Origin of the sequence: Pseudomonas sp. ADAK18 (assembly GCF_012935695.1) — a bacterium.
GTDB lineage: Bacteria > Pseudomonadota > Gammaproteobacteria > Pseudomonadales > Pseudomonadaceae > Aquipseudomonas.
The window spans coordinates 2,096,172-2,111,569 of the sequence record NZ_CP052859.1; the positions used below are offsets into that span (position 1 = coordinate 2,096,172).

General features: G+C 50.9%; 22 protein-coding genes, 1 tRNA gene and 1 pseudogene. 11 read left to right on the forward strand and 13 right to left on the reverse strand.

What is annotated here, in order from left to right; translation table 11 throughout:
• The first annotated feature begins 134 nt into the window (after positions 1-134).
• The 3 genes from HKK55_RS09385 to HKK55_RS09395 all read left to right on the forward strand — a co-directional run bounded on the left by HKK55_RS09385 (position 135) and on the right by HKK55_RS09395 (position 4,700).
• A tRNA-Cys gene (locus HKK55_RS09385) sits at positions 135-208 on the forward strand.
• 393 nt (positions 209-601) lie between these two features.
• Positions 602-3,283, forward strand: coding sequence for a hypothetical protein (locus HKK55_RS09390; protein ID WP_202020922.1), 2,682 nt, complete (start codon positions 602-604; stop codon positions 3,281-3,283).
• Complete coding sequence (locus HKK55_RS09395; RefSeq protein WP_169354400.1) at positions 3,228-4,700, forward strand: hypothetical protein; 1,473 nt, start codon at positions 3,228-3,230, stop codon at positions 4,698-4,700. Before HKK55_RS09390 ends, HKK55_RS09395 begins: the two co-directional genes overlap by 56 nt.
• A gap of 126 nt (positions 4,701-4,826) precedes the next feature.
• Here HKK55_RS09395 and HKK55_RS09400 read toward each other — a convergent pair whose 3' ends face one another.
• The 6 genes from HKK55_RS09400 to HKK55_RS09425 all read right to left on the reverse strand — a co-directional run bounded on the left by HKK55_RS09400 (position 4,827) and on the right by HKK55_RS09425 (position 7,727).
• The gene (locus HKK55_RS09400; RefSeq protein WP_169354401.1) at positions 4,827-5,891 is read right to left on the reverse strand and encodes a tyrosine-type recombinase/integrase; all 1,065 of its coding nucleotides are present in this window, start codon (positions 5,889-5,891) and stop codon (positions 4,827-4,829) included.
• 3 nt (positions 5,892-5,894) lie between these two features.
• A complete protein-coding gene (locus tag HKK55_RS09405) occupies positions 5,895-6,131 on the reverse strand; it encodes a DUF4224 domain-containing protein (protein WP_169354402.1) in 237 nt (78 codons plus the stop codon).
• A gap of 73 nt (positions 6,132-6,204) precedes the next feature.
• Positions 6,205-6,609, reverse strand: coding sequence for a hypothetical protein (locus tag HKK55_RS09410; RefSeq protein WP_169354403.1), 405 nt, complete (start codon positions 6,607-6,609; stop codon positions 6,205-6,207).
• On the reverse strand, positions 6,606-6,875 hold the full coding sequence (locus HKK55_RS09415) for a hypothetical protein (protein WP_169354404.1): 270 nt from the start codon (positions 6,873-6,875) through the stop codon (positions 6,606-6,608). Before HKK55_RS09415 ends, HKK55_RS09410 begins: the two co-directional genes overlap by 4 nt.
• 58 nt (positions 6,876-6,933) lie before the next feature.
• Positions 6,934-7,419, reverse strand: a complete 486-nt coding sequence (locus tag HKK55_RS09420; protein WP_169354405.1) for a hypothetical protein — start codon at positions 7,417-7,419, stop codon at positions 6,934-6,936.
• Entirely contained in the window at positions 7,416-7,727 is a 312-nt protein-coding gene (locus tag HKK55_RS09425) for a DUF4406 domain-containing protein (RefSeq protein WP_169354406.1), read from the reverse strand. The genes HKK55_RS09420 and HKK55_RS09425 overlap by 4 nt, the downstream gene beginning before the upstream one ends.
• A gap of 403 nt (positions 7,728-8,130) precedes the next feature.
• On the opposite strand from HKK55_RS09425, the gene HKK55_RS09430 reads away from it, so the two are divergent.
• From HKK55_RS09430 to HKK55_RS09440, 3 genes are all read left to right on the forward strand, one after another.
• Complete coding sequence (locus HKK55_RS09430) at positions 8,131-8,760, forward strand: hypothetical protein (protein WP_169354407.1); 630 nt, start codon at positions 8,131-8,133, stop codon at positions 8,758-8,760.
• A gap of 73 nt (positions 8,761-8,833) precedes the next feature.
• Positions 8,834-9,013 (forward strand): hypothetical protein, encoded by a 180-nt coding sequence (locus tag HKK55_RS09435; RefSeq protein ID WP_169354408.1) that lies wholly within the window; start codon positions 8,834-8,836, stop codon positions 9,011-9,013.
• A gap of 78 nt (positions 9,014-9,091) precedes the next feature.
• A complete protein-coding gene (locus HKK55_RS09440; RefSeq protein ID WP_169354409.1) occupies positions 9,092-9,625 on the forward strand; it encodes a hypothetical protein in 534 nt (177 codons plus the stop codon).
• On the opposite strand, the gene HKK55_RS09445 is transcribed toward HKK55_RS09440, so the two are convergent.
• The 7 genes and pseudogenes from HKK55_RS09445 to HKK55_RS09470 form a co-directional block, all read right to left on the reverse strand.
• Complete coding sequence (locus HKK55_RS09445) at positions 9,600-9,944, reverse strand: hypothetical protein (protein WP_169354410.1); 345 nt, start codon at positions 9,942-9,944, stop codon at positions 9,600-9,602. The two genes, HKK55_RS09440 and HKK55_RS09445, sit on opposite strands and share 26 nt — an antisense overlap.
• Before the next feature lie 69 nt (positions 9,945-10,013).
• Positions 10,014-10,346, reverse strand: a complete 333-nt coding sequence (locus HKK55_RS09450; protein WP_169352804.1) for a hypothetical protein — start codon at positions 10,344-10,346, stop codon at positions 10,014-10,016.
• Between the two features lie 14 nt (positions 10,347-10,360).
• Positions 10,361-10,587, reverse strand: a pseudogene (locus HKK55_RS29260) (hypothetical protein).
• 191 nt (positions 10,588-10,778) lie between these two features.
• Positions 10,779-11,144: a hypothetical protein gene (locus tag HKK55_RS09455; protein WP_169354411.1), complete on the reverse strand. Its 366-nt coding sequence runs from the start codon at positions 11,142-11,144 to the stop codon at positions 10,779-10,781.
• Positions 11,131-11,394, reverse strand: a complete 264-nt coding sequence (locus tag HKK55_RS09460; RefSeq protein WP_169354412.1) for a hypothetical protein — start codon at positions 11,392-11,394, stop codon at positions 11,131-11,133. The genes HKK55_RS09455 and HKK55_RS09460 overlap by 14 nt, the downstream gene beginning before the upstream one ends.
• A 161-nt stretch (positions 11,395-11,555) precedes the next feature.
• Positions 11,556-11,783: a hypothetical protein gene (locus tag HKK55_RS09465; protein ID WP_169354413.1), complete on the reverse strand. Its 228-nt coding sequence runs from the start codon at positions 11,781-11,783 to the stop codon at positions 11,556-11,558.
• An 8-nt stretch (positions 11,784-11,791) separates the two neighbouring features.
• Positions 11,792-12,595 (reverse strand): S24 family peptidase, encoded by an 804-nt coding sequence (locus HKK55_RS09470; RefSeq protein ID WP_237151332.1) that lies wholly within the window; start codon positions 12,593-12,595, stop codon positions 11,792-11,794.
• 42 nt (positions 12,596-12,637) lie between these two features.
• Here HKK55_RS09470 and HKK55_RS09475 point away from each other — a divergent pair, with 42 nt between their 5' ends.
• From HKK55_RS09475 to HKK55_RS09495, 5 genes are all read left to right on the forward strand, one after another.
• Positions 12,638-12,877, forward strand: coding sequence for a hypothetical protein (locus HKK55_RS09475; protein WP_169354415.1), 240 nt, complete (start codon positions 12,638-12,640; stop codon positions 12,875-12,877).
• Positions 12,878-12,965: 88 nt separating this feature from the next.
• Positions 12,966-13,166 (forward strand): bacteriocin, encoded by a 201-nt coding sequence (locus tag HKK55_RS09480; RefSeq protein ID WP_169354416.1) that lies wholly within the window; start codon positions 12,966-12,968, stop codon positions 13,164-13,166.
• Between the two features lie 25 nt (positions 13,167-13,191).
• A complete protein-coding gene (locus HKK55_RS09485; protein ID WP_169354417.1) occupies positions 13,192-13,815 on the forward strand; it encodes a hypothetical protein in 624 nt (207 codons plus the stop codon).
• Positions 13,816-13,920: 105 nt separating this feature from the next.
• Positions 13,921-14,292 (forward strand): nucleotide pyrophosphohydrolase, encoded by a 372-nt coding sequence (locus tag HKK55_RS09490; RefSeq protein WP_169354418.1) that lies wholly within the window; start codon positions 13,921-13,923, stop codon positions 14,290-14,292.
• Entirely contained in the window at positions 14,292-15,320 is a 1,029-nt protein-coding gene (locus HKK55_RS09495) for an HNH endonuclease (RefSeq protein WP_202020923.1), read from the forward strand. Before HKK55_RS09490 ends, HKK55_RS09495 begins: the two co-directional genes overlap by 1 nt.
• The last annotated feature ends 78 nt before the right edge of the window (positions 15,321-15,398 follow it).

The following is a 15,398-nucleotide window of genomic DNA, read 5'->3' on the forward strand; positions in this document are numbered from 1 at the left end:
AATTGCGCCCATCGAACGCACTGAAGCAGAAAAAACTTCAATGTTTTCAATGATATAGAGTGGTGGCAGGTTTTACGTAGCCCACTCAAGTTTGTATGCGGTGAGTGTCAGCTTTAGGGACATTGACCGTTTGAGGCCGAGTAGCAAAATGGTTATGCAGCGGATTGCAAATCCGCCTACGCCGGTTCGATTCCGACCTCGGCCTCCACTCTTAAAAGCCCCGTAGATCAGTGATCTACGGGGCTTTTTATTGCCTGCGTTTTGACGATCACTTCCGCAATTTTTTGATTCGCTTCCGCAACGTGGCGTTTGTCGCCTAATTGAAGTGTCATTATTGGCATGAGTAGTATCTGCTTGCGTTGGGCTCTGGAGATCGAAAACTACCTCTAAAAACGCGGGCGAGCCGACTCACCTATCTATCCGGTCTGGTTGTTCATCAGCCGCCTATTCTGATTTAAAGAGAGTCGTTACCAGGCGTCGCTTCTGACCCTAATCAGCCTGCAAGCTGAATTGCTTTGCATTTCGTTTGGTCCGTACGACTTCAACCTACCGCTCGAGCTTGTTTCATTACGTTCCTTCATTGCGATATCATCGAGCCATGATGAATAACGAGCATAGCTGGGTATCATGCTCCCGTGCTCATAAAAACCATGATAAAAATCCGTGGCTTCTTTTATTTATTAGCATTCTTGAAGCTGTGCGTGGGGTGGCCAAAATGGACGATTTTGAAAATAGTTATAAGGACGCGGTCGAAGCCGGTCAGCGCAATCTCCGAGCATCTAAGTTATTGAGTAACTGGTGCTTTCATGCTGAATTCGTCAGGTCTCCTGGTAGAGGAATGATTGAAGCTGAAACCAACCTTCCAATTGGGCACATGGGTGTCCAATGCAAGTTCTCCAAAATGAATTCGATGCAGGCATGGCTGTTAGAAGATGCTGCTTACGATTTTTATAAAAATAACTGTAAAAATTGTGACAAGCGAGTTCCAGTAGGTATCCCTAATATTATGGATTTTATTGGTCCTAGGGAGAAGGTTGCCGAAAATCGGAGAAGAGTACGCCAGGAAGAGGAAGCGCTAAGAAAGCAGAAGCAGTCCCATCGACAGGATGAGCGATCCAAACTTCGTTATAAGCTGACTCTAGAAGAAACTTTTGTTTTAGACTTATTGGATGAGCTTGATCGAGAAGGAGTTGCAAGAGACGATCCACGCCTGGAAGAGCTTGCAAACCTTGCCCCTGAGACGTTTAGTAGGAAAATTGTTCAGCAACTATTACCAATAGTACTAAACGAAAACCTGCCGTACTCGATACCTGCCGCAAAGGCTATGCTTAAAGCCTCTTTAGAACCTGATGAGAAAGTTTCGGTGGCCGTCCGCCTGATAAGCTCTTATGAGATGTCATCAGCGGCTATTGATGTGATTTTGTCGGGCGCGGAAAAACTTTCAAACAACGACTTAAGAATGATTGTGCACCGCTTTGTATCGATAGCTTTAGAACCTCCGCCTAGCTCTAGCTTTGGGCGCAACCATAGAGTGATAATAAATGCTGTGCCGTTTCATTCGCTCTTCCAGAAGAGATATTCTGAAATTTGCGGCGAGATCGATCTGCTGCTGAACGATACTAATCCAGGAGCAATTGGAGGGGGCGTTGCGATTATACTCGCCTCTGATAACGCTGAGTTGCTTAAAAAACACGCTAGAAAAATCATCTCCACGTTAATGCGAAGGCGTACCCTGCTGCCGAGCGAGCGGCGAGACAGTAGTGCGATCTATTATCTCCGGGAAGCAGCTTCGAAGCTCCTGGAAATTTTTCCAGATCTGGCGGATACAATCATCCAGTCGTATCTCGCTGATAATGATAGTGTCGGTAGAGAAGAAGCTAGTAAAATCTATAGGTCTGTTCTTAAAAGTAACTATCGGGAAGTGGCTAAAATAGGAGATGCACAAAGAATAGCATTTAAACGACTGCTTTGGATTGCAATGCAAACTCCAGAGGATGGTATGAGCGACGCCGGGCAGTTCTTCAGGCACTCCTGGGATGAATTCTCTAAACTTGGATCTGAGTTCTTTTATGAGTTAGTGGGCGCTGCGGCTACTCTGAGTCAGAGATATGAAGATGTGGATGCAGAGCGCCCTCTGGAGTTTTCAAGTGAAGTGCTTGAGGAAATGGATAGGCGAAATAGGCGTGCATCGATTGAAAATTTGCAGGCGGCTCTGATTGAATGGGCTGCAATTGGAGCGAAATCTAAGGGGCGCGAAGGTGTAGAGGATTTTCTCAAGTTATATAGAAATTTACCCCAAGAGCAGGCGCAAATGCGCGGTAAAATGATATCGCACTTTTCAAAATTATTAAGCGGGGTTGAGAGCATTACACTAGTGCTCTCAGATTGGTATCGTGCCCTCATGGACGAAAGTGCAGTCGTCCGCTGCAGTGCAGTACAGGCGTGGGAGAAGGTGCCGTACGCTCTGGTGAAGAACTTCCCTGATCTATTCCTTGAGTCAATTTCTGTCTTGCTGGCAGACCCATACGTAATTGTTCATCGAGCAGCCGTGCGTACTCTACGACATAGGCCATTTCCCAAAGAGAAACGGAATTTTATCAATGGTGGGCTTTGGAATTTAGTTTTGCATTACTCCAAAAAGGGTAAGCAGGAAGAATTCGTTGTCGACTGTTTAGACGCGCTTGTATTTCTTTGTCTTTCACCTGAGGAAAAAAAGGGAAGTATCGGAAGTTTCATTTCTGGTATTTTGATTGATTTGGAGGGGCATGCCCTTTACCACGCCATTGATCGGTTACATTATGGGTTCGAAGATGTTCCTGGGTTCGTCAAGGTGGCGCTGAAGTCAATTCAAAGTGGATATACTCGCTCCATCTCTATTGACGACTGTGCGTCTGTTATTTTGAAAACTTCACACTTTGAATTAAAAGGCTGTGTGGATGAGATGAGAAATGCTTTTTTTTCTCTTAAGCCATTCAAGCCAAATAATTTTTTCGAGTCTCTTCTATACTCAGCGGCGCTGAGTAAGGCTGGGGAATATGCAGTCGTAAGTACTTGTCTAAGAGAGTTAATTACAAGCATTCCAGCGGAAGCTCGCAACGAGCAATGGCGACTTGAAGTCGATTTGGTAGCGACAGCTTCCGATATAGAAAATGCCATAGAGACTGGAAATGAGCTCGGGGAGCTGATTGAAAGTTGGGGTAAGACTGTTATTAATCTGGAGTGTGAGAATGAAGAGCGATCCAAACTTAGAAATATTCCGCCGAGTTTTTTCTTCGAGGATTGAGGTTGCGGCTGCACTAGAGGGCGCTTTGAAACCATCACAGCCTGAGATTGAGCTACTTAAGGTGGCTTGCCTAAATTTTGAAGCGGTACTTTCAGAGCTTGATAAAGGGGCGGTCGAAGATCAGTATCGGGCGTATTGTACTGCGGTTTCCATATTTACCCCTTTGGCGGAGTGGAAACATAGTGTACGTAATGCTGTGCAAGACTCCCAAAGGTTTCTTAGTTCTGCAAAGCTAAGATCGTCGGAAATCGATCCATCCTTGAGTTTTGCTGCTAATGAGCGGCTAGTTATTTTTTTAGAGAAGATCGAGTGCCTAAAAGAGGTTGGCGAGTTGACTACTATCCAAAGGTACTTGAAGTGTTGGAGCTTACCACTACTTCTCTTTTCCAATCTACGCCATCGAAATGGACAGGGCCTTCGCGTTCCGAATCTTAATGGAAGCTCAAAAAAACTTGAGAAACTCGAGTCGACTGTAGCATTTTTGAAGTTTGATATCGACGGGGAGCCTGCAAAAAATTGGAACTATCTTAAACCAGGAACAGCTTATGATCTCACAGTTGAAGTGAGGGTTTCACATTGGCCAAAAGGTGCAGGTGCTCTTTCGCTGAGGCCTGTAACGATAGATGTCCGGGAGCAGAGCTGGCTACCATCCTTTAAGTTTAATGAGCCTAAGGGCGGTGGCCCGTTTTCTCTTACTGGTACGGGACGTGCCGTTCTGGAGGTAGCCCAATCGTTCGGATCGAGACCATACGAATTTCTTTATGCTGCAGAGTTCGACGATATGAGTAAATGTCTCGATGTGGCAGTTGTAGGGCATCGCCGTTTGTTGCTTGAAGGCGTAGACGTGGTTTCTGATCCATTAAGTGGGTTCTCTAGTGTCGATCGGCACCTCCTCAGTATTAGAAATAGGTTGAGAGCTTACCCTGGCTTGAACTCTGATGACTTATCTAATGCGATGATTGTCCTTGGTGGACTTGGAAATATTGCTGGCCAAGCTTTGAAAGATGCAACGTTTGAGGTCGGTACGTCGGAGAGAGCTTTCCAAAAAAAATCTACTGAAATACTTCGGAGCCGTAGTGATATTGGTGAAGGTCTACAGGGGCACCTTGAAGCGGCAGGCGGGATTACCGATCTAACATTTCGGAATATTCCGATAGAGTTAAAGGTCGAACACCGAAAAACCCTGTTCCCTAAAGATTTTTCTAATTTTTTTAATCAAACTGCCTTATATGCAATCGGCTTGGGAAAACGCATTGGTATCCTGTCTGTCCTTGACGTATCTCCAAAATCTACACCCGTAGGTATTATTGAAGATGATATTCAAGTTTTTGATCATCAGGTCGGTCATTCGTCAGTTGTGATTGTTGTGGTAGTTGTGCGTGGGGGTTTTCCTAAACCTAGTTCATACTCGAGATAGCTAAATTATATTGTGCTTGCGTAAATGCCTAATACTTTCAGCGCTAATCACTCTAGTAGGACTTTGATAAGTCTGAAGGGCTGCTTTTGTCCGTTTTTACCGATGGTGATAAATTCGCATAGTTGGTCATTTCGTGGGTTTAACAATTTCACCAATTCTCCGATATACTTTCTTGGTCATTTCCTCAGTGGAGTGGCCCAGCAGGCGGCTTGCGTGCGTTAGTTCGATCTCGCTGGCAGCTTTCGGCCGGATGTCCTTGAACTGAAACTGCCGAATGGTGGCGGCCAGTACCGGGTCACCATCAGTCGCGGCCTTGATTGCTGCCTTCTCCCGTGCGTCGTCCCACCGATTGCGCAGCATCTGCTGGCTCATTCGAAGCCCTGACGCATTGGTGATCAGGGTTGAGGCCCTAATACCATTGATGGATCTGCGCTCCTGCAGGTCATCGATAAAGGTGCTCAGCCCGGACTGTACGCCTGCATCCTCCAAACGAAGGCGTAGACGCTTTTCAGTTTTGCCCTGACCAATCAGCAAAAAGCCGTTGTTCAAGTCGGTGGCTGCGATCTTGAGCACATCGGCGGGGCGTTGGCCTGTCAGGTAGGCAAGATCCATCGCGTCCTTGAGCTCCTGTACCGCCTCCGCGTATACCGCGTTCCATACGGTTTCACCGGCATAATAGTCCCGCGGCTTTTCCTTGTTGCGGCGAACACCAAAGCAAGGATTCGCTTTTTCAGTCAGGCCCCATTCACGTGCGATGGTGAACACATGGGAGAGCAGGGCGATCTCACGGTTGGCCCTTACCTTAGCTGTTCTAGCATCGCGATATTGAGCCACTACCTGGGGTGTAATCGACTCAATGGGCGCGCTCTCAAATGCTCTTCTGAGCTGCTTGAGTTCTTTACGGTTGTCGGACTGAGTACGAATGGACTTGCCTGGGATGATTTCCTTTTCATACCGGTCGAACACGTGGCCCATCAGGTGGTTGGGTTTAGGTGGTGCCTTGCGTTCAAGTCTGGCCCATTCTACTTTGGCCTGGTCGAGGTCTGTGCCCAGCGGGATTTCCTTCCGTTTACCGTCGGCAGTCCTGCCATCGTAGTAATACGATATCCAAACCTTTCCGGTTTTTCCCTTCCGGATGCGCCGTATCATCCGCGGTGGCAGATCTCGATTTGCTGTGCTTTTCTGGCGCATAGATCAACTCACATTCGAAAGGTCGAGCGTCCAGGTTTCGGCGACTGCGTTAGACGCCGAAGGCTTAACGCCTGCAAGTTTCAGCCGAGCGTATACCCGACCCACGATTGGGCGCCGGGCACCGGTTAGAACGAACTCCCAACGGTTGTCAGTTAGCCATTGGATTTGTTTGTATGGGAGCAGATAGCCAGTGATAGTTGTCAGCTCTTCCTCGGCGAGGGTTTCGCTTTGTATTTCCATGAGGTGGTCCTCACCGCGTTTGGCGGCAGAAGGTGGCCAGCCGCTCGCCGGCAGGCATTTAGGAGGATGAGGGTTAGGCTGTTTCGACTTTGATTTGAGAGGTGATCCAATCGCGCATGCGAACCCAGCGTTGTTCCGGCGTTTCTGCCTGCCAACTGGCTTCGTCGTTCATGAAAACGATCTCTGATGCCATGGCAGGGGCGATATCAAAGGCCTCGCCTACGGCCTCTCGGTCGTCCGGATCAAGCGCCTTCATATCGACGCCACGTTTCGCCCCTAGCGCGCCGATGGTGCAGAACTCACCATCAGCTTGCAGCGAGTCTGCGATAAGACGCTTAGCCGGCATCGCCTCCAGTGCATCACGCAGTTCAATCAAGAAGGCCTGCCCGCGCTTACCCTTGAGCGCAGAATTGACAGCTCCCCTCCAGCAGACCAGATCCCATCCGCTGTAATCATCGCTATATCCGCTGCGGCTCATGGCGTCACCTCCCGGCGCGCCCACCAGCAGACCGGGCCGTCGTCAGTATCGTGGATAGAAAGACAGAACCAGTCCTCACCATCAGGCCGGTTAGGCTCCCAGTAGCTGCAGTCCGGGTCGCCCGATTTGAAATAGCGCTCAGAGATCTCATCGTCCGCGTTTTCAATGCCCACCATCTTCACTGTCAGACCTTGCTTGGCGAGCCATTGCTTACACTTGTCGCCGTCACCCTCATCGAACGGTGGTAGGTCTGCGTGCCAGAACATTCCGTTCTCGTCTCTCCGGACGAGTTGGTGGCTTATCAGGCCTACACGATCCAGGCGCTCAATCTCTGCGAGCAGTAGCGCGGCTGACCTTTACGCAGTCTTCTGAATCCATCAGGTAATTTTCCTGGGATAGTCGTTCCTGCTCAGCCTCAATGGCTGCAATCAATTGCTCAGGTAGCACCACCGCTACCGGCGCGGGTTCGCCCCGGCACAGGCACAGGCCCAGGCGCTGCGCAGCGTCGAGCGAGCCGTAAACGAGCGGCGCATTTGCCAGTGTGGCCCGGGGCTGCTGCTTCAAGGTTTCGATCTGTTCGTCACGTTGATTTAGCAGCTGTTGCAGGGCGTCACGCTCCAGTCTCAGGATCTGGGCGCGCTTGAAGTTCTCCCCGCTGAGCGCTGTCCACTTTTCAATTTCTCCGGCCAGGTACGCTTCACGCGCCTGCCCCTGCTCAATCTTCTGGTTGAAGTCACCGGCGTGAACCCAGAAACCTTTCCTCTCTGATGCCCCGACACCTTGCTGCGTCAATCGCTCCACGTCGCTCATACAGCCTCTCTCGTTACCAGATCATGGGCACTCACAACCGTCATGCCGAGGCGTTCGGCGATCAGGACTTCCAGGCGGGCACCTTTTGAATGCTCCCAGCCGGGCAGGGTGGCCACGGTGTCGCAGTCCATCAGGGCGGCAATGTCGCGGCGCATGCAGTCGTTCCAGGTGCCGCCGCCGGGGTTGAGTTCGGCGGGATTGGTGACGGTGTGGCCGCCGGCGCGCAGGTTCGTGGTCATGGCGTGGAAGGCGGCGAAGTTGAGGTCGGGCAGGCCGGTCATTTGATCTCTTAGGTGAATTTTCCGCATTTAATAACGCCTCGATGGCGGAAGTGGTTTTCGTGAGTTATCTTTCGTTTGAATTAAAACCTTAACCTGCATAGGCATATAAAATTGAGTTTCCCCCCAGCGCCACCACCACCTGGATCATCTAGTAACCTTGCTCAAGCGCTTGGATTTTCTGTGAATCCAATCGTTAAAGGACAGTGGTTTAAAGATCAAACGATGCGTCTAGATGGATGGCAGTTCCAGAATTGCAGATTTGACAGTTGCATGCTTCATGTCGCAACGACTTCAATTCGTTTAGATCGTTGCTATATCGATGAGCATACTTCGATAATATTCGAAGGTATGATTTTGAATATTGTGCGGTTATTTCACGTGCGAAATAATTACATGAAAAATCAATTTCCTTATTTTGCACCGACGTACCATGAAGATGGCACTATCTCCATTGGGGCTGCTTAATATGAGCGTTGAAGGAAAGTTCGAAACGACAGTTTCCCTTACCCCTCAAAAAAGCCAGATATTTACAGTCGGTTGTCTAGTTTTGTCCGGCGTCAGTTTGTTAGCTAGCTGTGCCTTTCTATGGCATGGTAAGGCTGGATGGGAAGTGCCTCTCGCGGGATCATTTGTATTCGGGGTGGGAGGTTTCGCGTGCTGGCTTCTATCCCATCGTAATTCAGAATTGTCTGGGGGTAGATCTACTCAGCTGACCGCTGATGAAAAAAGCATGACTCTGAGATTTGATCCGCGGAATCAGCCTACAAAGCAAATGCTGCTAATGTTTGCCACACATGCTGAGTCTATAGCTTTTAGAGAACGCCTACCGCACTCCCGTGGTTTGCTCGATGATTCGGGCAATGTAATCAAAGATTCTGAAGTAGAGGCAAATCTTCAAATTGAGAAACTAAACATGGTCGTCATCGAGCAGGCTGAAAAGCTAGACCGTCTAGCTTGTGGAATAAAATCGGATGCCCCAGGTTCGGGAGGAAGTATCTCTGCTCCGATGTATACCGGCGAAGAACCGGTCGAAGGTGTGACTTTAACGAGTGGAGTTTAGCTAGTAGAGCGCCCTTTATTGCTGGCGTGATTCGTTGATATGGGGTATTGGTGCGACTCACAAAGGAGCCGGTATGGATACGAACAAGCTGCTCAAAATTCTGATTGCCACCAACTTGCTCACGCTGATTTTGGCGGGAGTGTCTGCGTACTACGCCATGGATGCCCGGGACATTGCCGATGACGCCTACTCGGCAGCGGAGTCCGCCAGTAGTCACGCGAGCAATGTTGAGGACATCCTCAACAGCCGGTGACTTGTTCAGGTGTTGGTGTTTTCGTTGATATGGGGTATTACGGGTGACCGGCATGGAGCTGGATCAAGGAGATGGCAGATGAAGGTTCGGGTTGAGACAGAAGATCTGGTCGCCTACCTAAAAGGCCTGGCCGCTGCATCGATGCTTGTTGTGAGCATGTCAGGACCCGTCTTTGAAATTGGTAGCACAGTGAAATCTACCTATGACTTGGCCCATGTTGCAGAAACTCATCAGGAGTTCTTTGGCAAGGGACCCTATTGGATAGAAAGCAAAGCTGGCATGGAGTGGAAGGAGACCCAGTTGCCCGACCCAGTCTTTGCAAACTACGCAATGGCCTTTGCCGTCCATGCAAAGCTTGCTCGATCTAGTCGCATAATCGGAGGTTACGAAGGCTTGCTGGTGTCCCTCGCGGATTTTGAGGTTATTCATAAATCTGACCCCAAAACGAATGGAGGGGTAGGAACGCTGCTGATAAAGCAGCCACTGGAAACAGCTGACCTTCAGAAACTCCGAGACATTCTTCTGGCTCAATCAGTGCTATTTACAATTAACGACGGTAGTGGTTACTTCAATCCCATGAACACCTTTATGGGGAACGGATTGCATTCGTAGGCTCGATGATCTCGTCGCCGGGGTCTTTCTGGATGGCGAGAAGGCTTTTGTTTTGGAATTCCCGCGCCACGTTTTGAGATATCTCGATTTCGTGGCGCGGCGGATTCAGTAGAGGCTGGCACTTCGCAGCGCCCATCGCGTGCAAGTGATGAATCATCAGCGTCATTGCCTCGCCCTGCTCAGTAATGCCTGACCACTCCATCAGGTCGGCCAGCGCCTGCCGCGTTCCGGGGCGGACACGGAGTCTCAATTCCTCTTCGGCTGCCGCCACACGCTTCCTGGCAGTTTTGGCCGACCGTTCCTGTACTGACTTGGCCATGGCCTACCTCTTCTATTCCGCTGGCCGGCAGTGCGAGCCAGGTTTGACGTTTACGTTGCTGAGTGCGGGCTATGCGGCGCATGAAGTGCTGCCTTGGCGCGCTTTCGGGTAGTCGATGTCGTGGTTGGCGATGATCCGCTCAAAGGCTTTGTTGCCTATTGCCAGTTTTCCGCAAGCCTGCCGTCGGGTTATGCCCAGTTCCAGGAAGGCACGGATCCGTTCGGCGTACTTCGCGTCTCGGGCCTCGATTTGTTCCTGCCGGTGCCTATCGCTTGCACCGCCCCGGGCTGGTTTCTTGAAGGTAATCTCGTTCAGCTTGGCGTGCTTGTAGACGTTCCTCCGGCTGATGCCGAGGGCTGCGGCCGCTTCTGACTGGGTGTGGGTGCCGCTTAACTGGCGCATATGCTCTATCAGCTTTAGGCGGGCCTGCTCTCTGACATCGAGGGCAGCCTAGCCACTCCCTGCTTGATATGCCCACGTTCTCGCCAATGGTGTGCAAGGCGCCGCGTACGTTATCTCCGGCCACGTCATGGCCCAGGCTCTCGACGAGTAGGGTCAGGTCCATCATTGCGGCTTCCAGGGCGAGTTGGTTTTCGTAGATACGTTCGAGGGTGTCGGGGAGGGAGTATCCAGGGGAGGGCATGGCTCCGGCTCCATTCGATGGCATGGAGAGCGTAGCAGCAGGCAAAAAAAATGGCCCGTAATGGGCCTAAAGGGAATTCTGCAAAGGAGTAGGGGCAATTTGCGCCCTATCCTGTGAACGGCGGGTGAAAAGGATGTCGTAGAAACAAGAGGCCCGGCGCTGGGCCGGGCTCTGGCAGCTAAGCTGTATGCTTATGCGTGTATGAATTTTGCTGCAGTGAAAGCAATAACGGCCAAGGCGATCGCTGTACTGATAAACCACTTTGTTTGGGAGGTAAAGCCTTCCGCGATAGCCGTTTTTAGATCCGCGATATCAGTTTTTGAAGCGGTCGTCTTTTCGAGAGACTCGAGCTTTGTTTCCACGCGTACGAGCTTCTCCCGTATTTCTTGGGATACTTTCTCAAGTGCAGCTACGCGCTGTTCCAATGCACTTCCTCCTCCGTTGCCACCAGAATTGTCTCCGCCGCCGCCTCCCTTTCGATCGTCTCCGTGCGGGGCGGCTCTGCGGAACTCCTCACGAAGATAGCTCACACTACTCTTTAAGTCATTCTCCTTCATGACCTGTCTCCTCGCCAATTAGGGAGCCTAGTTTTTCAGCCGCCTGGTCCATGAATCCGATAAATTCGTTTAATTTTTCCCAGGAAACTCCAGCTGCCTCTTTGACGACGGGGTCATTGCTTTCCATCAACACACCTGAAAGGCTAATCAGCCCTGAACCTAGTCTGGCAATGGCGCTGTGGTATGACGCCATTACGGTCAATAGCTCCTTTGCAGTTACAGGCTTGTTCTCTTTCTCGTTTAAATCCATAAAAAGTATCCTGCCTTGGTCTTCGAGGCGCCATTTCGAAACAACTCTCTATCCAAAGTCATCCCTCGGATTTCGCCGTTGTTCCGGCGAATTCTGCAAAGCAACTGGGCTCTTGTGTCGAGCGCGGCCGTCACAGCATCCCGCTGCGCCAAACCACGCGCCTACTCGGGTTTGCTTCGTGTTATTCGTCCGACCTTGATCTCATCCGCATAACCCACCAGCCTGTCAGCTTCCTCATAGAGCGTACCCACCAGCCCCATCAATGCTATGGCATCGGCATCGCTGAGCTTTTCCGCGAACTTGACCAGATCGACACAGGACCGCTCAACGTTGGATGCGATAGCTTTAAGATCGCGACGCAGTTGCTGGTTGGGCTTGGTGAGGGGCATAAAGGCTCCTACAGATCTCCACCGCGCCAGATCACTCGGCCAAGTATACGGTGCTCGTAGATCTCGCCGTCCGGCAAGCCTTCATCGCCGTACATGATCTTGTTCGGGTTATCGCTTCGGATGATCCAACCACCCAGTTCGGACTTCATCAGGCGCTTAACGATGGCGCCGTCAAGGTTCCCCATGACGAAGATTTGGCCATCCACCGGCTCAACTTTAGATTTATCGACCAGCAGAACGTCGTGATCACTGATCGTTGGCCACATGCTGTCACCGTGGGCATAGATCACATCGAGGTTTTTGGGTGAAACGCCCTTGGCGCGCAGCCAATCCCGCTTGAATGCCAGAACGTTACGTAGAACAACGTGGGTATTGTCGTAGCCGTGTCCGGCTGCTGCTTTAGCGTCATATTGATTGATGAACGCGAATTTTTCCCAGTCTGTTGATTCTTCTGTTCCTGGACGGAGGGGCACGATATCAGGTGTAAAAGCTGGGCTTGCTTGATAGTTAGAAAGGGGGCCTGCAGCTTTAGGGATGCTCCCGTACTGAAGCCACTCAGTTCTCACTTTGAGTTTGGATGCGAGAGTTTGCATGTTAGCGCGCCCAGGCATTGACTCTCCGTTGAGCCATTTGCTGACAGCTTTTTCTGTAACTCCGGCAATTTTGGCGAGCTGCTTTCCTCCTCCCCACGCAGGAATGCCATTGTCCTCCATGGCTTCTTTAAGCCTGGAGATGAAAGCACTGCGAATATCTTCTGTCTGTACCATGAGTTCAATATCGCACGTGCTTGCATGTACTTTCAGTTCCGACATATTATGTACTTACAGTTCATTTATCTGGTCGGAAGGCATTCGATGAGCGCACTCAAGAAATCAATCACCAAAGTGGGAGGGGTTGCTAAGGCCTCGATCATCTGCAACGTGAGCCGACGTGCCATTTACAAATGGCTCGCAGCTGAATCCTTGCCTCGTACTGAGTACTCGGGAGAGACCCGCTATGCCCATTTATTAGCGGATGCGTCGTTTGGGCAGTTCACAGCTGAATGGCTGCTCTCAGAAGCGATGCCTGGACAAACCATGAAACTTGCCGGCTAGCGAACATTTGTGTCTGCCGGTCCATTGGTCTGTTTAAGCCATGGCGTATGGATTGATCGGATTGAAGCAGCAAATGCAAGGAGAGGCCATGCAAGGCCTTTCCCAGCTCTCTCAGCAGCAACAACAGGCCAAACAGGCAGAGGACCAAATGAATCAGCAGGCCAAGGCCAATACCAAACAGGGCCAGGTTGGCATGGCTACCACCGGCGCTATGGTCGGGTCGTATTTCGGTCCAATCGGTACGGCAATTGGTGCAGGGGTTGGCTTCATCGCAGGGTCGTTTATGTAGCGCCTCTAGGGTCAGCAACTCACGGATGAAGTTGGTGCTCGATAAGGGAGATGTTACCCCTGAAGTCGCTGAGGGCTTACTTTTCAGTCGCAAACCAAGCGAGGTCCGGAGTCTGTTTCAGAGCCTGGATACAGAGGGAAGGCAAGCTGCCCGTGCGACGATCATTCAAAAGCTTCTCAGAGATTCACAAGGCGTAGATGGGCTGTCTCCGGATCGATTCCTGAATAATCTGAGCAAGATGCCGGCTCAGACAAACGTCTTTTTCAGGGATGCCGATCGCCGGCAACTTGAAGGGTTGCGCCAGGTTTTAGACGCCACCCGGCGTGCCGGACAAGCTGGCGTCATGACAAACACCGGCCAGCAGAACTACAGCATCGGCGGGTTTGCAGCTGCTTCCGCCGCAGGTCTTAAAGCAATCCCTATCGCTGGAGCTATTGGTGGGTTTGCCCGTCTTTACGAGAGCGCACCGGTGCGGAATGCCCTGATTCGCCTTGCTGAGAACCCTAATACTGGTGCCTCTGCCGCGTCGGCGCGAGCGTTGGCAGCGAGGTTTTCACCTTATATCCAGGTATTGCAGTCCAGTGGAGGCGACGACGATCACGCTGAGGTCACTGCTCCAGTAAACACGGCAGTGGGACCACGTGGTTAGGTGATGGTAAGGAGCCCCGGCTCTCATGAGGGGTCGTGCACGAGGTCTCACGAGGTGGCCGAATGATGGTAGATTCTAACGATATGGGTTATCAGCGGAATCGACATGAGTGAAGCGGCGAATCAAACCGACAAACTTCATCTGCTCAAGCAGAAGGTGGATGCTTTTTCCAAGGCGAGAGATTGGGAGAAATTTCATACTCCTAAGAATCTATCCATGGCTTTGACAGTTGAGGCATCGGAGCTGATGGAGATTTTCCAATGGCTTGATCCTCAGGAAGCCTTCACGGATCTAAGCGCCAAGAAAAAGACGGCTGTTGAGCATGAGGTAGCCGATATCTTCATCTACCTGCTGCGTTTTTGCTCCGTAACAGGGATCGACCTGATCGGTGCTGCTGAGGAAAAGCTGAAGCACAACGCTGAGAAATACCCAGCTGAGCTGGTCAAAGGACAATCCAAGAAGTACACGGAGTACTGATGAATCAGCTGTTTATTTTTACCGCTGGGAAGGCTATTGCTCGAGCTCATATCAGCGACTCGATCTCAAGCCCCGTCTCGTTTTTAAAGCTGGACGCTGCCCTTCCTCCAGATGAAGCCTCGTACGTAAAGTCTCTGCTACCTGAAGGTAATGGATTCTTTGCGTGGGGCGCTGTTCCTGGCGAGAAGAACATACCGACGTGGGAGGAAATGAGCGAAGGGGACATAGTCCTCACTGCCTATGACAACCACTACCAGTACGTTTCGTCTGTATTGTTCAAGCTGCATAACCGGGCTCTTGCAGAAAGTATCTGGGGACTGGACGCAGAAGGGAAAACTTGGGAGTACATGTACATCCTGAGTGAGCCTAAGCCCGTCCGCATGCATGTGGCATCCGAGCCCGCAATCAATTACCTGTACAACGGTTATCGAGGGTTCACTCAGATTAAACGTGATCGCCTCGGTCGGATTGATGATGACTACGGAGACCTCAACAGCTTTGTCGCAACGGTATTTGGGGTGAGCATACCGCGGCCGATAGTCCCTGTTGAGATACTGGTCGCTGAGCAAGAGGCGGAATCAGAGGGCACCTTTGACCCCGATAGCGTCATCGATGAGCGTAAGAAAGTCTTTGCGGCGATCGTAAGGCGAAGAGGGCAGCCGAAGTTCAGAAGTGAGCTTCTGGAAGCCTATGAAGGGCGTTGTGCTGTGACAGGCTGCACCGTTGAAGCTGTCCTAGAAGCGGCTCACATCAAGTCATACGCAGGCGACAAAACGAATCACGTCACAAACGGAATACTGTTGAGGGCAGACATTCACACCCTCTACGACCTGGGTAAGCTGAAGATTGACGAGAAGGGGGTAATTCACCTTTCTGGGGATCTTAAGGACTCGATATATGGAGTCCACGACGGTGAGAAAATTAGCTTGCCTAAAGGATCCAAGAAGGCGCCGAACTCCAAAGCACTGAAGCAAAAATTCAGTGCCGGCACGGCGTCATCGGATAGGCAGGCGGTAGTCACTGCATGAGGATGCGAGAGCGTCTGGGCAATTGTGCTGACTTGACTACCCGTTTGTATTCGACCTGACCACAGATTGCATCCGCTC

What these genes read in the sequence shown, in the direction of transcription:
- HKK55_RS09415 (WP_169354404.1), bottom strand. Translation starts at nt 6,875, where the DNA reads ATGTTCTGGCACGCAGACCTACCACCGTTCGATGAGGGTGACGGCGAC.
- HKK55_RS09445 (WP_169354410.1), bottom strand. Translation starts at nt 9,944, where the DNA reads ATGGCCAAGTCAGTACAGGAACGGTCGGCCAAAACTGCCAGGAAGCGT.
- HKK55_RS09395 (WP_169354400.1), top strand. Translation starts at nt 3,228, where the DNA reads ATGAAGAGCGATCCAAACTTAGAAATATTCCGCCGAGTTTTTTCTTCG.
- HKK55_RS09495 (WP_202020923.1), top strand. Translation starts at nt 14,292, where the DNA reads ATGAATCAGCTGTTTATTTTTACCGCTGGGAAGGCTATTGCTCGAGCT.
- HKK55_RS09460 (WP_169354412.1), bottom strand. Translation starts at nt 11,394, where the DNA reads ATGGATTTAAACGAGAAAGAGAACAAGCCTGTAACTGCAAAGGAGCTA.
- HKK55_RS09410 (WP_169354403.1), bottom strand. Translation starts at nt 6,609, where the DNA reads ATGAGCCGCAGCGGATATAGCGATGATTACAGCGGATGGGATCTGGTC.
- HKK55_RS09455 (WP_169354411.1), bottom strand. Translation starts at nt 11,144, where the DNA reads ATGAAGGAGAATGACTTAAAGAGTAGTGTGAGCTATCTTCGTGAGGAG.
- HKK55_RS09430 (WP_169354407.1), top strand. Translation starts at nt 8,131, where the DNA reads ATGAAGATGGCACTATCTCCATTGGGGCTGCTTAATATGAGCGTTGAA.
- HKK55_RS09420 (WP_169354405.1), bottom strand. Translation starts at nt 7,419, where the DNA reads ATGAGCGACGTGGAGCGATTGACGCAGCAAGGTGTCGGGGCATCAGAG.
- HKK55_RS09470 (WP_237151332.1), bottom strand. Translation starts at nt 12,595, where the DNA reads ATGTCGGAACTGAAAGTACATGCAAGCACGTGCGATATTGAACTCATG.
- HKK55_RS09405 (WP_169354402.1), bottom strand. Translation starts at nt 6,131, where the DNA reads ATGGAAATACAAAGCGAAACCCTCGCCGAGGAAGAGCTGACAACTATC.
- HKK55_RS09435 (WP_169354408.1), top strand. Translation starts at nt 8,834, where the DNA reads ATGGATACGAACAAGCTGCTCAAAATTCTGATTGCCACCAACTTGCTC.
- HKK55_RS09400 (WP_169354401.1), bottom strand. Translation starts at nt 5,891, where the DNA reads ATGCGCCAGAAAAGCACAGCAAATCGAGATCTGCCACCGCGGATGATA.
- HKK55_RS09475 (WP_169354415.1), top strand. Translation starts at nt 12,638, where the DNA reads ATGAGCGCACTCAAGAAATCAATCACCAAAGTGGGAGGGGTTGCTAAG.
- HKK55_RS09490 (WP_169354418.1), top strand. Translation starts at nt 13,921, where the DNA reads ATGAGTGAAGCGGCGAATCAAACCGACAAACTTCATCTGCTCAAGCAG.
- HKK55_RS09485 (WP_169354417.1), top strand. Translation starts at nt 13,192, where the DNA reads ATGAAGTTGGTGCTCGATAAGGGAGATGTTACCCCTGAAGTCGCTGAG.
- HKK55_RS09425 (WP_169354406.1), bottom strand. Translation starts at nt 7,727, where the DNA reads ATGCGGAAAATTCACCTAAGAGATCAAATGACCGGCCTGCCCGACCTC.
- HKK55_RS09480 (WP_169354416.1), top strand. Translation starts at nt 12,966, where the DNA reads ATGCAAGGCCTTTCCCAGCTCTCTCAGCAGCAACAACAGGCCAAACAG.
- HKK55_RS09440 (WP_169354409.1), top strand. Translation starts at nt 9,092, where the DNA reads ATGAAGGTTCGGGTTGAGACAGAAGATCTGGTCGCCTACCTAAAAGGC.
- HKK55_RS09450 (WP_169352804.1), bottom strand. Translation starts at nt 10,346, where the DNA reads ATGCGCCAGTTAAGCGGCACCCACACCCAGTCAGAAGCGGCCGCAGCC.
- HKK55_RS09465 (WP_169354413.1), bottom strand. Translation starts at nt 11,783, where the DNA reads ATGCCCCTCACCAAGCCCAACCAGCAACTGCGTCGCGATCTTAAAGCT.
- HKK55_RS09390 (WP_202020922.1), top strand. Translation starts at nt 602, where the DNA reads ATGAATAACGAGCATAGCTGGGTATCATGCTCCCGTGCTCATAAAAAC.